Origin of the sequence: Paenibacillus baekrokdamisoli (assembly GCF_003945345.1) — a bacterium.
Classification (GTDB): Bacteria; Bacillota; Bacilli; order Paenibacillales; family Paenibacillaceae; genus Paenibacillus_Z; species Paenibacillus_Z baekrokdamisoli.
In genome coordinates, this window is sequence record NZ_AP019308.1 from 890,583 (window position 1) to 905,287 (window position 14,705).

The following is a 14,705-nucleotide window of genomic DNA, read 5'->3' on the forward strand; positions in this document are numbered from 1 at the left end:
AGGACTATATTAGTTGAAAGGATTGGTCAAAGCATGCAAGCAAGAGCCAATGGTCTCTACGGACCTAGCATACAAGTGGACCCGTCGTTTCCTTACTATCAAGATCGCTCTCCAGAAAGTATAGCGGAAGAAATTCAACTGGCTGGATACGATGTCGTGCATTATTTTGTTGTGAATGAGAATATTGTCAATCGAGAAGTTATTGATGCTTTCCATGCCAGAGGAATGTTCGTATGGGCCATGGTCATCGGTAATGGCTCCTTCTCTACAGAAAGGTTCCCGGAGGAATGGCCAGAGTGGCAGATGGGGGTGCTGCGGCCGGTGGAAGACGGCTTCTGGAGATTCTCTCATTTCAGTGAAGGATACCGAAATTGGAAAAAGAAAGCGATGGCCGAGCTTGTAACCAGGTATCCATTCGACGGGATTGAAATAGCCGAACCTTATTTTCCCGAATGGGGAGGCGTGGAAAGAGGCGTGTATGGCGATGTTGGACCGCATGCCGCGAAAGCGTTCTATTCGGCGTACGGAGAAGATATGCCTGATTTTGAAGACGAAGCTTCGCCTCGACACTATAAGAAAGTTCCGGATGTTTACGAAAAGTGGATCCAATTCCGTGTGGATGCGGTTAACGGTTTTATTGATGAAATGATGAACGGACTTGGAGGAGTTCGGGATGTTCGGCCAGGCATCAAGGTGGCGACATGGTCTCTGGCGGTGGATGACGGGGAAGATTCACTGCTGCGTCTCAGAGAAACGCAGGGGCTGCTGGCTTCATCCATGATTTCGCAAGTAAAGCCGGATCTCCATTACCTTCAGACCCATTGGCCTGATTGGGGGAGGGGCGACCTGCCTGCCGATTATGTGTGCAAATATGCGCCTTTTGTGGAGGAAATACGATCCATGCATCCTGATTTGCCATTGGGCGTGCAAGCGGATATTGGATCTGCCAGATCGATGGTTAAAGGTAGAGAATGGTGGAATGCGTTCAAGGACAACGTCAAACAATTGGGATACAGCACCTTTACAGCTTATGAGTATCATATCGGAGGCTATATGTATGAAGATCTCCCGGTTCCTGTGAAAGCATATAAGGCAACCGCAACGGAGCTCATCATTTCTTTCAACAAACGCATTTCGCTAGAAAGCGTCAAATCAACAAGTGACAAGATCAAATTCCGGGACGCCAAAGCGATCATCTCTGTTCATCTTAGAGCAGTAGAGGTGGATGGCAATAGGTTGATCCTACACTCGGATTCGTTTCCAGATCATGGCTTTCTCGTCGAATTCAGCGCCATTCACGATACGCCTGATTTATGGTTGTACCCGGATGCAGGTGTCCATGAGTCACCTTTTGGTACATGGATTCAGATCGATAGTTAATACGCGGTTTTGGATTATTAATGGTGGAGTATTCCTTTTTTCTACTTAAAGAAAATAATTATTCAATTATGAGCAACTTGTCAATCTCAAAGTTATCAACTATGCTATTACTAAGAAAATTGACGAGACGAGGTAGTAGTTATGCCTAGAGTAGGTTCGAAACTAAACAAATCAAACACATTACTTATGATATCGAGCATTTACTCTTCCCTTTCGAAAGCGGAGAAGAAAGTAGCGGATGTCGTCCGGAACAATCCGGAAGAAGCGGTGCTGGCCACCGTCACAGATTTATCTGAACAAGCAGGGGTAGGAGAAACTTCGGTCATCCGTTTCTCACGGAAGCTCGGCTTTCGCGGCTTTCACGAATTCAAGCTGTCGGTTGCGCAGGACTTAGTTGATCGGCCGCAGTCGATGTCGAACGTAGACATTGAAGAAGAAGATGATTTAATGACCATCGCTCGTAAAGTGACAATTAAACACGAGATGCTGCTGAAAAACACACTGGATCTGATCAACGCGGACAATCTTCAAGACGCAGTGGACAAAATCATCGCTGCCAATAAGATATACGTTTATGGAGTAGGTTCCTCTGGCATTACAGCGTTGGATTTGCATTACAGATTAATGCGGATCGGGATGAACGTAGAAGCCCATCGTGACGCGCATATCATTGCGATGTCCGCTTCACTGGTGAAGAAGGGAGACTTGGTATTCGGCATCTCGACGTCGGGGAGTACCCGAGATTTGGTCGACCCAGTCCGACAAGCCAAAAAAAACGGGGCAGATGTTATCTGTTTAACGAGTCACCTTCGTTCCCCAATTGCCGCTCACGCTGATACGGTGCTTCTAATGCCATCTAAGGAAATGCCTATTGACGGCGGGGCTTTGTCCACTAAATATACGCAGATTCATCTGCTTAATATTTTGACTACTCTACTCTGTATGAAAAAAGAGTCAGCGAAGGAATCGCTCGAAATAACGGCGATCTCGGTGGCCGATAAGCTTTACTAAATTATATAACGCTGGAAGGGAAGGTCATTGGATCTTCCCTTCTTTTTTTTGAAAAATAAGAAAGTAAAAGTTTTCTCCAACCTTTGCTTATTTTTCAGAGGGAAGAAACTTGCTTCGCCGCCAAGGACGGCGTTAGCCGTTCCTTCTTGAAATATCAGAAAGTATAAAATTCGCCCATCCTTTTCTGATATTTTTGTGGAAGAAACTTGCTATCGCCGCCAGAGGACGGCGTCAGCCGTTTCTTCTTACCCAAAATGACTGTTGAATAAAGCGGAATGTTTCTTTTTTATATAAAATTTTAGTGGAGAAAAAATTTATAACATGATACGATAATAGCGCGTTAATCTCTGCATTAGAAAGGAATCGATATGAGAACAAGTGCAGATATTGTGGTGTTGGGTGGAGGACTGGGTGGCTGCATGGCCGCCTTAGCTGTCGCCAAAAGTGGACTTAAGGTCATTCTCACAGAAGAAACGGACTGGATCGGTGGTCAATTGACTTCTCAAGCGGTTCCTCCGGATGAGCATCAATGGATCGAAAGCTTCGGCTGCACCAGTACGTATCGGGAGTTCCGCGAACGTGTACGCCTCTATTACAAGGAAAACTATCCTTTAAGGGAAGATCCATTCCACAACGAAAGACTGAATCCCGGCAACGGATGGGTCAGTCGACTCTGTCATGAACCGAAGGTCGCGCTTCGGGTGATAGAAGATATGTTGGCTCCTTATATGAGCAACGGCCGTATTACAATTTACCTGGGCTGTCGCCTGGTGAAGGCTGAGACGGATGGAGACTTCGTGAAATCGGTTACGGTCCTTCGTGATGGAACTGGATTACATCAGACACTCTCGGCAGCCTACTTCTTGGACGCGACCGAATGCGGTGATTTGCTGCCTCTCGCTGGTATTGAATATGTAACAGGAGCCGAAGCGCGCAGCGAGACTGGAGAACCACACGCCCCGGATGTCGCGGATCCGCTTGATATTCAATCGATTACGCATGTTTTTGCTCTCGATTACGCGGAAGGTCAAGATTGTACCATTGATAAACCGGAGCAGTATGAGTTTTGGTGTTCCTTTGTACCCAGCTTTTCTCGGCATGCACTGCTAAGCTGGTTCATTCCAGATGTTAATGGCGTGGATCAGATGAGAGAAATCGTCTTTATGCCCGATGGGGTCGAGTCGATGCCCCTATGGACTTACCGGAGAATTATAGATGCGTCGTTATATGCCCCCGGATTTTATGAAAGCGATGTCACTTTGGTCAATTGGAGTCAAAATGATTATTTCCTAGGTCCGGTTTATGAGGTTCCGGAGGAAGAACGATTGAAGCATTTGAAAGGTGCCAGGCAGCTTAGTCTTTCACTTGTATATTGGCTGCAGACGGAGGCGCCTCGTCCTGATGGAGGCAAGGGTTATCCTGGGATCCGGCTGCGTAAGGATATTTTGGGGACGGAAGACGGATTGGCCAAACATCCGTATATCAGGGAGTCGAGACGGATCAAAGCCGTTCATACCGTCACGGAAAACGATGTAAGCCGGGAAATACGCGGAGACTTGGGAATTCGCAAGTACGAGGACAGCGTCGGAGTCGGCAGCTACCATTTGGATCTCCACCCCACGACCCGCACCAACCGAATGTGCTACATCCCCAGTTATCCATACGAAATTCCGCTTGGCGCATTACTGCCGATTCGAGTTAAAAATGTGCTTCCCGCTTGCAAAAACATTGGTACGACCCAAATCGCTAACGGATGCTACCGCCTACAGCCGACGGAATGGAATATCGGTGAATCTGCTGGATATTTAGCTGCCTATGCCGTCATACATGGAATCACTCCTCATGAGGTGCGTGGTGAACCGCATCACTTAAATTCGTTTTTGGAATTGCTGGATCGGGAAGGCATTCAAACGCACTGGCCAGATGAAGTATTAGGGTAGGGAGCTTGCCATCACGAAGTACCTAGCGAAGCGGACGGAATCGTTCTGAAGAAGCGCTAGCGTTCGCCTTTGTCCCCTTATTTCTACCCCTAAGGGATAGAATCAAGAAATAGGGAGACAACAGCGATCGTAAGAATGATCCGTCCGCGCAGCGGGCTTCGAATGATCCGTCTGCGCAGCGGGCTTCTGCGTACCATGCTTCGAATTATTCAAGTACTTATTAGATAGGAGAGGTTGCTTTGAAACTGACAAACAAAATCGGGGTTATTGTTGACAGCTTTCGTTTACCTGAACGCGAGGTTGGGACCCACCCGGAAAAGGATATCAGGAAGGCCGTGCAATTTATTCAGCGGTACCGGAATCAAGCATGAAGATTCACTTCTTAGGTACGGCTGCCGCGGAAGGATGGCCTGCCATGTTCTGCCGCTGCCCATATTGCGCTAAGGCCAGAGAACTTGGGGGCAAGAACATTCGGACTCGGAGCTCAGCCATTATTGACGATACGCTCAAAATTGATTTTCCGCCAGACACACTGCATCATGTCCTTCGGGATCACATCGATCTTGGGTTGGTGAAGGACCTGTTCGTGACTCACACCCATTCGGATCATCTGAGGGCGGAGGATCTTGAGATGAGACTGCCGGTATACGCGCATGGATTGGATCATCCACTTCGCGTATACGGACATGATGCTGTGGTGCGCAAGTGCCGGGAAGCGGTTGGCCGTCCCGACGCCGAGCGTTTAATAATTCAGCGGATTCAGCCGTTTGAGACTGTGGATACGGGCACTGCACTCGTTACGGCTCTGCCTGCCAACCATGACCCTGATGAGACCTGTCTCCTCTTTTATATGGAGAAAGACGGTAAAAGTATTTTTTACGGACATGACACGGGCCTCCTGCCTGAAGAGACATGGGTCTGGCTGACGAACCATAAGCTAGACCTGGCGATCCTTGACTGCACCAATGGCAATCTTCCGTTTACCGGAAGCCATCTGAATATAGAGGCTGTACTGGCCATCCGTAATCGCATGCAAGAGGAGGGCATACTCCGCCCAGAGGGTAAAACGGTAGTTACTCATTTTTCCCACAACATCGGTCTTCTGCATGATGAGTTGAGGGCGATATTCGATCCGGAAGATATTATCGTTGCCTATGACGGGATGATGCTGTATTTGAACTAATATAAATATAATATCCTAAATAAATAATAATTATGGATATTAATTTCTTTTGGTGTTATTATGAAAGCGTATAAAAAATGTTGGAGGTGCAAATATGACCAAGATGAAAGTCGCCGTAATCGGTTGCGGTACCATTGCAAATGCCTCGCATATCCCTGCTTACTTAAAGAACCCCGATGCGGAGATTAAATATTTCTGCGACATTGACCTAGGAAAAGCCGAGAAGGCCGTAAAAGACTATGAATGCGGAACGGCTATCGCGGATTATCACGAGATTCTGAATGACCCAGAGGTCGAAGCCGTGTCAATTTGCGCGCCGAACAATGCTCATTCTATTCTCGCCATTGATTTTTTGCGTGCGGGTAAAAACGTTCTCTGCGAAAAACCTGCTGCCAGGACGTATGCCGAAGCGTTAGAGATGCAGAAAGTACAGCACGAAACCGGCAAAGTGCTTAATATCGGCGTTGTTAATCGCTTCAACACCGGTGTCAACATCATTAAAAAAATGATTGAAAACGGCGAGCTGGGAGAGGTTTATCATATCTATGTCAGCTTCCGTTCCCAGCGCTCCATCCCAGGCCTTGGCGGTGCATTCACCACGAAAGAAATCTCTGGCGGCGGTGCCTTGATTGACTGGGGTGTCCACTTCCTCGACATCGTAATGTACTGTACGGGAGATCCGCATCCGAATACAGTGACTGGGCAGGTATACAGCAAATTGGGACGCGATATGCAGAACTATTCCTACTTGAGCATGTGGGCGGGGCCGCCTAACTATGAAGGAACCTATGACGTCGACGATTTTGTGACTGCGATGATCCGTACAGAAGGCCCAACGATCACCTTGAACGGTGCTTGGGCACAGAATATTGGGGTCGAAGAAATGTATATCGATTTCCTAGGTGACAAAGCGGGGATCCGCCTCCAATATGGATCCGAATTCAAGCTGTATAGTGCCCAGAACGGCGCCTTGCTGGAAACAACTCCGAAATTTAACACAACGGATATGTTTCAAAATGAGATCGATGCCTTTATAAAATGTATAAAAACCGGGGAGAAATTGCCGTCCCACATCGATACGGTCATTATTTCCTCCCAAATCATGCAAGCGATCTATGACTCGTCTGAAGGCAGTTCTGAAATCAAACTTTGAATGGACTGGGGAAGCTGCGGATGAAAAAAATAGGTTTTATCGATTATTTTCTCGATGAATGGCATGCGGAGAAATATCCGGGATGGATTGAAGAAGCGTCTGGTGGACAGTGCAAGGTCATCTATGCATATGGCAAGATAGACTCACCAAGTGGCGTATCGAATGCCGAATGGTGCGCGAAAAAGGACATTGAACTGCTCAGTTCGATCGAAGAAGTAGTCGAAAAGAGCGATTATCTGATCGTGTTGTCCCCCGACCATCCGGAATTCCACGAGGAGCTTTCCCAGCTTCCTCTCCGTTCCGGAAAACCGACCTACATCGATAAAACCTTTGCGCCCGACAGAAAAACAGCCTTGGCTTTGTTCGATCTGGCTCGTTTGCATGGTACATCTATATATTCCAGTTCCGCACTGCGTTTCGCGACGGAATACATAGAGGCAGACCGACAAGGAATTGAAACAATTGCAAGTATCGGGCCCGGCCGTTTCGAGAACTATTCCATTCATCAAATTGAGCCTGTCGTTTCCTTGTTGGGAAATGACCCCAGGCGTCTGATGTGGATCGGGACGGAGAATTCACCGGCTTTGCTTATACAGTTTGCGGGCGGAAAATTAGCCGAGATTCGTCAATTCGGCTGGGAATGCCCGTTTGGCATGGCCGTCAATTATGAATCGGGCAGTACCAAGCTGATTAAAGCGGAATCGGATTTCTTCACTGCGTTTATCAAAGGCATGCTTGCGTTCTTTGAATCTGGCAAGCCAGCGGTAGAGGAGTCAGAAACGATCGCCATCATAACGATTATCGAATATGGGATGAAAGCGGCCCAAATACCTTATCAATGGGTGGAGCTACCGGAATAAGACTTACGGATTGCAAGGAAGTAGGGAGTATAGCATCACCATCGCGGTGAAGGACATACTCCCACTTTTCGTTCAACCAATCGTGGACACATCGTCACATCTGTCGAAGAACTCTTTTTGAAGCTGAAGTGCAGTGTCGTCCTGTTTCACCCGCTTTACTGCTTTGGCAAAATTGGCAGCGCAGAATTCGATGTACGTTTTACCGTATTCGGCCGAAGAGAGTGAGGGGTCCCCGGCGATCTGATTCGGGTACTCCGTGTACCAATGAATGCCGGCTGACAGCTTCTCTTCCGTCATCCATCCTCCTCTGCCCAACGGATCCCATTCTCCCGGATTCAACTTGTCCATCTGAACCAAATTGGGATCAATGTGTAAGATTTGCGACGTTTCCATATGATCCGCATGACCGTAATTCCCTGGCGTCTCAAAATGGTCTTCGAGATGCTGAAGCTGTTCAGGGGTCAGCTCCCACAAGTCGTAGGTATAGACGATATAATCTCTTCTTTCATCTAGCATTGTCTGCACAAAATATCTTAAGCAGTTGTTATTGCCGCCGTGTGCGTTCGCCAGTATGATTTTGTCGAAGCCATTGCGCCGAATTTCTTTCACAACTTCATTCAAAAGCATCATCTGCATGCTGCTGTTTATCGCCACGGTGCCCGCCCAATGTTTAACTTCGGACACTTGACCGAAGAGATAGTAGGGAAATATGACGTAAGGCTCAAGCTTGGCCGCTTGTTCTGTTACCGCTCTGGCAATCATCATATCTGTGCCTAGCGGGAGATGGTCTCCATGCTTTTCAAGGCAGCCGATCGGGAGCACACAGACGCGGTTTGTTGATAGGACTGCTTCCTCGAACTGTTTAGTCGTTAAATTTTCCCACTGCATCGTTATTATCCGCTCCTAACAATGTTTTTTAAAATTCTTCATAAAGATGAAGTTCTCCATCATCATAACCTAACTAAGTTCGTGTATAAATATAAAAGGTAGATAAATCCGTTAGTAGTTAAAAAAATAGTGGAAATATGCAAAATATCATGCTCATCGAATCACAATTAACTATGAAGGGGGATTGTTTGGATGAACATCATTGATTGGTCCGAAACGTTGAGGATGGAGCTTATTCAATTAGAGGATCAGGGTGTAGTTATTGACTCGCTTCCCGCTCATTTGCGTGAGATATCTGGATCTCAAGAAGAGTTGGCAGCAAAGTGCAGCGAGCTCTATCAGAGCCGGTTGAATTTCCGGGCGGTGGACGGATACCCTTATGTGGAGCCTTCTGATATCGTTTCCATTGAGAAGGAATCCTTGTTCCACGCACCATCAGCAATTGCAGCCGATCGCGGTATTCTCTTGGATCGGATTCAAGGCGCGTGGTTGGGTCGTGCGGCAGGCTGCCTGCTGGGCAAACCGGTGGAAGGCTGGGAGCGGGGCGAAATCCGAGGTATGTTGGAATCGTATGGGGCGTATCCGCTGCAGCATTATTTTACTGGACGGTTCCCGCCTCAGGGTCTCGAGCCATGGAAGCACGTGCAATTCGAACAAAACACAATTGAGAACGTTGCGGGGATGCCAAGAGACGACGATATGGACTACACGATTCTAGCTCTTAAAACGGTGGAAAGCTTCGGCCGCGGATTCACAACAGAGCATATGGCGCAAATGTGGCTAACCTATTTGCCTCCGTTCATGACTTATACCGCAGAAAGAGCGACGTATCTCAATTTATGCTCTGGTGTTGGAATTCCTGAGGCTGCTATTATTAACAACCCATACAGAGAATGGATAGGGGCCCAGATCAGGACTGATTTGTACGGTTATATCTGTCCGAATGATCCGGCGACGGCAGCCCGAATGGCATTTCAGGATGCCGCTCTTTCCCACACAGCAAACGGAATATATGGCGCGATGTTCATCTCTGCTATGAATGCGGCCGCCTTCGGCTTGGAAAAGCCGGAAGATGTGATTCGAGCCGGGATGGATCATATCCCCCAGCGGTCGAGGCTTTACGAGGCGTTAAACTGGATCCTACAGGTGAAAAATGAGGAGCCCGATTGGGAAAAGGCAGGAGACCGTTTACTTGACAGATTCGCACATATGCACCGAGTACATACCATCAACAATGCCGCAATCGTCGGTCTGGCGCTTCTTTACGGGGAGCGGGATTTGGAGAAAACGATCACAATTGCCGTCATGCTGGGTCTTGATACGGATTGTAATGGGGCAAGCGCGGGCTCGGTCATCGGGATTATGAATGGAGAGGTGGGCTTGCCTGATAAGTGGACCCGTCCTCTCCACGACAAGATCGAAAGCTATATCGCCGGAGAAGGCGTGCAATCCATTAGCAAGCTGGCACTCAGGTCTACAGCTTTGGCATCCGGCGGGAAAGCGTGAGGATAACCAATGAAGGATGGATGGATGGATGGATGGAGAGTCTCCATGCGTGATCCTACTTGGACTTCAAAAGAACATCCATTAATTTGAATGAAATGCTGGTATAATTAAAAATTAAATAAAGGGACAAGTACCCTTTTCAAGAAAATTTTGTTGTAACTATTTCGCAAGAAAATTAAAGTGGATATTTCCTCTAGAAATTAAAAATATAAAAAAATAATTATCCAAAACCCATTGACTACTTCCGAAGCCTATATTATATTAGGGACAATAATAGTAGATATTGGGTTGGTAAGAGATTTTTGAAAACGGTTACGTAAATGGGATAGCTGTTTAGGAAAGCTTGAAGGAGGTGTTGTGGGTAAGAGGTTTATGGCTAAATATAAGTCATTGTTTCCGCCCAGCTTCGAAGTTGGATCATGCAAGCAGTCCATTAAAGCTCGTTCTATCAAAAAACGTATCTATTAAACGGGAGGGTTATCCTTAATGAAAAAAGCAAAAGTACTTATGCTAATTATGGTTCTTACACTCATGTTCTCGGTTGCGGCAACTAGCGGCAGCGCCGCTGAAAAGAAAATTGACATGAAAGGCAAGACATTTACGATTTTGACTTGGGTAAAAGAAGACGTTCCTTCCAACAAGACAAAAGAAGGCTCCCTCCGTCTGCAGCGTCAAAAAGAGGTTGAAAAGAAATATAACGTAAAAATCAAGTGGAACGTAGTGCCTTGGGGTAAGAGCATCGAGATGCTCACGAATGCCGGTCTTGCAGGCGAGCCTGTAGCGGACGTCATGCTGCTTGACCTCTACTTCTCCGTTCCGGCCATCAAGCAAGGGCTGCTGCGTCCGGTCGGCGACCTCTTTGATTTCAAGGATAAGAAATGGCCGAAAGGGATGACCACCTACGGCAACATCTATGGCAAAATGTACGGCTTTAAGGACTACATCAACTTAGGCGCAGGCATTTATTATAACAAGACACTATTCAAGAAAGCCGGCTTGGCGGATCCGAATAAATTGTACCAACAAGGCAAATGGGACTGGAAAGCGTTTATGGATATCGCCAAGAAAGCGACTAAAGATACGAATGGCGATGGTCAAATCGATCAATGGGGCTTGACTAACGATGCTGGCATTCTAGCTCGTCTGCTTGTTTCCTCCAACGGTGGAAATATCCTCGAGCAGAAGAACGGTAAATACAATTACACGGGCGGCGATAAAAAATCCATTGAAGCTCTTCGGTTCCTCTCAGACCTCTATACGAAGAGCAAAGTCGCAGCTCCGAATAAAGACGGCAACTTCAATGATTATACTGAATCGCAAAAAATCTTTAGCTCCGGCAAAGCCGCTATGATCACTGGAGAGCTTTGGGAAGCGAAAGAACGTAAAGATATGACGGATGACCAAGGATTCGTACCTTTTCCTAAAGGTCCAAGCGCGACTAATGCCACTTACTTCAACGCAGTTGAAAACTTCACGATGTACTACATGCCTGCGAACGTAAAAACGCCGAAAGAGGACGCGATGATTTGGCAGGATCTTATTCTGTGGGACCGTGTCGATAAGAATAGAAAAGCGCTATTCGAAGATCAAGGCGTAGCTGCACCACAGGACGTTCAAAACATGATCAAGGCTACTGAGTTGGTAAGACCGATCTTCGTTCCGGGCATTGCCGGCGCAGCATGGTACGGCGCAGCGAAAAACGAGATCGCCATGAAGGGGACAGCTCCGGAAACTGCGCTCGCGAAAATCAAACAAACGGCACAATCCGACATTGATACAACCTTGAACAAAAAGTAAATGAGCATGACCGTATCACCCGAGGCCCCGCTCGTTGGACTGGGGCCTCGTTTTTTTATGTAATCAAAAGAATTAGAGATTGGGGAGGTTCGCGTGCAGATTAAGCGTTATAAAAGATTGCTCTTTGTTGTCGTCTTGGCCCTATTGGTCTTCTCGTCTAAAGCGGTAATCTTCCCGAGAGACCATGCTTCAGGCGAACCAATCCAAACGGAGCATAGTCAGGAGCCAGTCAATAACGATGGCAACTTCGCAGAGACAGCGGACTCTTTGCCTCGATATGAACAGTATATTGCCCGATATTCGGACGCTCCCCATCCGGCTTCAAGCATAGTCATAGATGCGAAATCGTTCTCCGGCACAGATGGGATGAAAGTGAACGTATTGGATAGCTTTCAAGGTGCATCCAGTTCGGTGGTACAAACCGATGAGACCGGTTCGATTCATTGGGACGTGAATATACAGGAAGAAGGCTTGTATCAGATCGGAATCCGGTATTTCCCCATTGCTGGCAACAGTTCCCCCATTGAAAGGGAGTTGTTGATTGACGGCGAAGCCCCATTCGATGAGGCGAAGCGGCTTTCCTTTTCACGAGTATGGGGCAATGAACAGTCTAACGTTATCCAGGATGCCAACGGCAACGACTTGCGACCCAAACAAATCGAAAAACCGGAGTGGCAGCAAGATGTGATCAAAGATCCCGAAGGGTATCACAACGAACCGCTCTCTTTCTATATGACAACAGGTAAACATAGAATCACTTTCGTTTCTCTACGTGAGCCGATGGTAATCGACAATTTACAGCTGTTTCAAGCGGAGCAGATTCCTTCTTATGCGGATACCAAAAAACAATACGAGACCAAAGGCCTGAAAGATACAAAAACGATATTCGTTAAAGTTCAAGGTGAGGATGCTTCCAAAAAATCGAATCCATCCCTTTACCCGCTTAATGATCGCTCCAGCCCAGCTACTGAGCCTTATCACGTGTCCAAAATCAGGATGAACACAATAGGGGGAGTCAATTGGAAAATTCCAGGCCAATGGTTGTCTTGGGATATCGAAGTACCGGAAGACGGTCTATACCAGTTGGGCCTTCGTTATAAACAGAATCTGGCAAGGGGCGTCAATGTCACAAGGAAGCTCTTTATCGACGACAAGCTTCCATTCAAAGAAGCGGAGACGATTCCGTTCGAATTTGGCGGTAAATGGCAAGTCAAGCTGACTGGCGGCGATGACCCATACGCCTACTATTTGACCAAAGGCAAGCACCAAATCAAATTGGAAGTATCAATGGGCGAGTTGGCGGATGCCATCCGTAAGGTTCGTGCGAGTATTCAAATGCTGAACAGTTTGTATTTGAAAGTCATTATGATTACAAGTGCTAAGCCCGACCAATTCCGCGATTATCAGCTCGAGAAACAAATCCCGGAGTTGGTAAACGTATTGCTTGCCCAAGGCAAAATACTGAATCAAGCCGCAGATCAAATGGATCGCATGATTGGCGGTAAGAGTGAGAACGCGACGGTTCTGCGTACGACCGCTTATCAGATGAATGATATCGGTCATAATCCGGAAACACTTGCCGTACGTATGAAGCAATTTAAAGATAATGTAAGCGCATTAGGGGCTTGGCTGCTCTTGGTAAACCAGCAGCCGCTCGAGATCGACTACTTATTCTTGAAATCATCCGATGTAAAAACGCCCAAAGCAAATACCGGATTTTTCAGCAATCTTGAGCATGAATTCGGTTCATTCTGGCATTCCTTCACGGAGGATTATAACAGCGTGGGTTCTCGCGGCAACGGTACAGATTCCATAAACGTGTGGATGTCGGGAGGCCGTGATCAGGCCCAATTGCTCCGGTCGCTGATTGATGCTTCATTCACGCCGAAGACGGGAATTCAAGTCAATTTGAAACTCGTGGACGGGAAGGCGGTTCTGCCAGCTGTTTTGTCCGGGAAAGGGCCGGATGTGGCCATCGAGACCTTGGACGTGATTAACTTTGCGATGCGTAATGCTCTACAGGACTTATCGCAGATGCCGAATTTCGATAAGGTTCAGAAACGGTTCATGGACAGTGCATTCGATCAGTTCAAATTCAAAGATGGTGTGTATGCGATACCGGAAAAACAACAATTCGCGATGATGTTTTATCGCAAGGACGTATTCAAGCTATTGAATTTGAAGGTTCCGGAAACATGGCAGGATATGTACCATCTGATCCCAGAGCTGCAAAAGCATAATATGGAATTCGGTGTGTCTTCTATCCCCGTTTTTCAGATGCTGCTGTATCAAAACGGCGGACAGTATTATCAAGGGGACGGTATCGCCACTGATCTGGACTCCAAAGCCGGTGTCACTTCCTTCCGAAAGTGGACGGAGCTGTATACCAATTATAAGCTGCCTTTGGAATTCAATTTCATCAATCGATTCCGAACAGGTGAAATGCCGATCGGCATCGATATGTATTCGACTTTCAACTTCCTGACAATCTTCGCTCCAGAAATAAGAGGCCAGTGGGGCTTCGTACCCGTGCCTGGCACCATGGGACCGGATGGTACGATCCACCGGGAAGAGCTGTCAACCTCTACTGGCACGGTTATGTTGAAAGATGCGAAGAACAAAGAAGCCGCTTGGAAATTCATCGACTGGTGGACAGATACGGAGGCGCAGGTGTCCTTCGGCCGGGAAATCGAGGCGATTCTCGGGGAATCGGGTCGTTATGAAGCCGCCAATCTAGAAGCGTTAAAGCAGCTGCCATGGGCGGCCAGAGACTATAAGCAAATTATGGATCAGTTGAAATGGGTGAAAGGAGTCCCTGCCGTACCTGGCGGATATTCATTGGACAGACATTTACAGAACGCCTTCTACGAGGTTTACAACCAAGGCAGCGATCCTCGCGAAACGTTAGAGAACTATGTTCGCATCATTAACGAGGAACTCACGCTGAAACGTAAAGAATTCCATCTGTCAACCAAATAGAAGGGAGG

General features: G+C 47.2%; 11 protein-coding genes. 10 read left to right on the forward strand and 1 reads right to left on the reverse strand.

Translation table 11 applies throughout. From position 1 onward, the window contains the following. The first annotated feature begins 33 nt into the window (after positions 1–33). From EKN16_RS03800 to EKN16_RS03825, 7 genes are all read left to right on the forward strand, one after another. A complete protein-coding gene (locus EKN16_RS03800) occupies positions 34–1,380 on the forward strand; it encodes a glycoside hydrolase family protein (protein ID WP_125653777.1) in 1,347 nt (448 codons plus the stop codon). Positions 1,381–1,521: 141 nt separating this feature from the next. Continuing rightward, positions 1,522–2,391, forward strand: a complete 870-nt coding sequence (locus EKN16_RS03805; RefSeq protein WP_125653778.1) for a MurR/RpiR family transcriptional regulator — start codon at positions 1,522–1,524, stop codon at positions 2,389–2,391. Between the two features lie 368 nt (positions 2,392–2,759). Continuing rightward, positions 2,760–4,331, forward strand: a complete 1,572-nt coding sequence (locus EKN16_RS03810) for an FAD-dependent oxidoreductase (protein WP_125653779.1) — start codon at positions 2,760–2,762, stop codon at positions 4,329–4,331. A gap of 239 nt (positions 4,332–4,570) precedes the next feature. Next, positions 4,571–4,702 carry a hypothetical protein gene (locus tag EKN16_RS33420; RefSeq protein ID WP_260182330.1) on the forward strand — a complete coding sequence of 44 codons (132 nt, stop codon included), beginning with the start codon at positions 4,571–4,573 and terminating at the stop codon, positions 4,700–4,702. Then, on the forward strand, positions 4,699–5,514 hold the full coding sequence (locus EKN16_RS03815) for an MBL fold metallo-hydrolase (RefSeq protein ID WP_125653780.1): 816 nt from the start codon (positions 4,699–4,701) through the stop codon (positions 5,512–5,514). The genes EKN16_RS33420 and EKN16_RS03815 overlap by 4 nt, the downstream gene beginning before the upstream one ends. 94 nt (positions 5,515–5,608) lie before the next feature. After that, entirely contained in the window at positions 5,609–6,667 is a 1,059-nt protein-coding gene (locus EKN16_RS03820; protein WP_125653781.1) for a Gfo/Idh/MocA family protein, read from the forward strand. A gap of 20 nt (positions 6,668–6,687) precedes the next feature. Beyond that, entirely contained in the window at positions 6,688–7,527 is an 840-nt protein-coding gene (locus EKN16_RS03825) for a Gfo/Idh/MocA family oxidoreductase (RefSeq protein WP_125653782.1), read from the forward strand. Between the two features lie 72 nt (positions 7,528–7,599). On the opposite strand, the gene EKN16_RS03830 is transcribed toward EKN16_RS03825, so the two are convergent. Further along, a complete protein-coding gene (locus EKN16_RS03830; RefSeq protein ID WP_125653783.1) occupies positions 7,600–8,415 on the reverse strand; it encodes a creatininase family protein in 816 nt (271 codons plus the stop codon). A gap of 192 nt (positions 8,416–8,607) precedes the next feature. Between EKN16_RS03830 and EKN16_RS03835 the strand changes: the two genes are divergently transcribed. The 3 genes from EKN16_RS03835 to EKN16_RS03845 all read left to right on the forward strand — a co-directional run bounded on the left by EKN16_RS03835 (position 8,608) and on the right by EKN16_RS03845 (position 14,697). Then, positions 8,608–9,921 carry an ADP-ribosylglycohydrolase family protein gene (locus EKN16_RS03835; RefSeq protein WP_125653784.1) on the forward strand — a complete coding sequence of 438 codons (1,314 nt, stop codon included), beginning with the start codon at positions 8,608–8,610 and terminating at the stop codon, positions 9,919–9,921. Between the two features lie 486 nt (positions 9,922–10,407). Beyond that, positions 10,408–11,718: an ABC transporter substrate-binding protein gene (locus EKN16_RS03840; RefSeq protein ID WP_125653785.1), complete on the forward strand. Its 1,311-nt coding sequence runs from the start codon at positions 10,408–10,410 to the stop codon at positions 11,716–11,718. Positions 11,719–11,811: 93 nt separating this feature from the next. Next, positions 11,812–14,697, forward strand: a complete 2,886-nt coding sequence (locus EKN16_RS03845) for an extracellular solute-binding protein (protein WP_125653786.1) — start codon at positions 11,812–11,814, stop codon at positions 14,695–14,697. Positions 14,698–14,705 lie beyond the last annotated feature (8 nt).

What these genes read in the sequence shown, in the direction of transcription:
- EKN16_RS03835 (WP_125653784.1), top strand. Translation starts at nt 8,608, where the DNA reads ATGAACATCATTGATTGGTCCGAAACGTTGAGGATGGAGCTTATTCAA.
- EKN16_RS03800 (WP_125653777.1), top strand. Translation starts at nt 34, where the DNA reads ATGCAAGCAAGAGCCAATGGTCTCTACGGACCTAGCATACAAGTGGAC.
- EKN16_RS03825 (WP_125653782.1), top strand. Translation starts at nt 6,688, where the DNA reads ATGAAAAAAATAGGTTTTATCGATTATTTTCTCGATGAATGGCATGCG.
- EKN16_RS03815 (WP_125653780.1), top strand. Translation starts at nt 4,699, where the DNA reads ATGAAGATTCACTTCTTAGGTACGGCTGCCGCGGAAGGATGGCCTGCC.
- EKN16_RS03840 (WP_125653785.1), top strand. Translation starts at nt 10,408, where the DNA reads ATGAAAAAAGCAAAAGTACTTATGCTAATTATGGTTCTTACACTCATG.
- EKN16_RS03820 (WP_125653781.1), top strand. Translation starts at nt 5,609, where the DNA reads ATGACCAAGATGAAAGTCGCCGTAATCGGTTGCGGTACCATTGCAAAT.
- EKN16_RS03830 (WP_125653783.1), bottom strand. Translation starts at nt 8,415, where the DNA reads ATGCAGTGGGAAAATTTAACGACTAAACAGTTCGAGGAAGCAGTCCTA.
- EKN16_RS03810 (WP_125653779.1), top strand. Translation starts at nt 2,760, where the DNA reads ATGAGAACAAGTGCAGATATTGTGGTGTTGGGTGGAGGACTGGGTGGC.
- EKN16_RS03805 (WP_125653778.1), top strand. Translation starts at nt 1,522, where the DNA reads ATGCCTAGAGTAGGTTCGAAACTAAACAAATCAAACACATTACTTATG.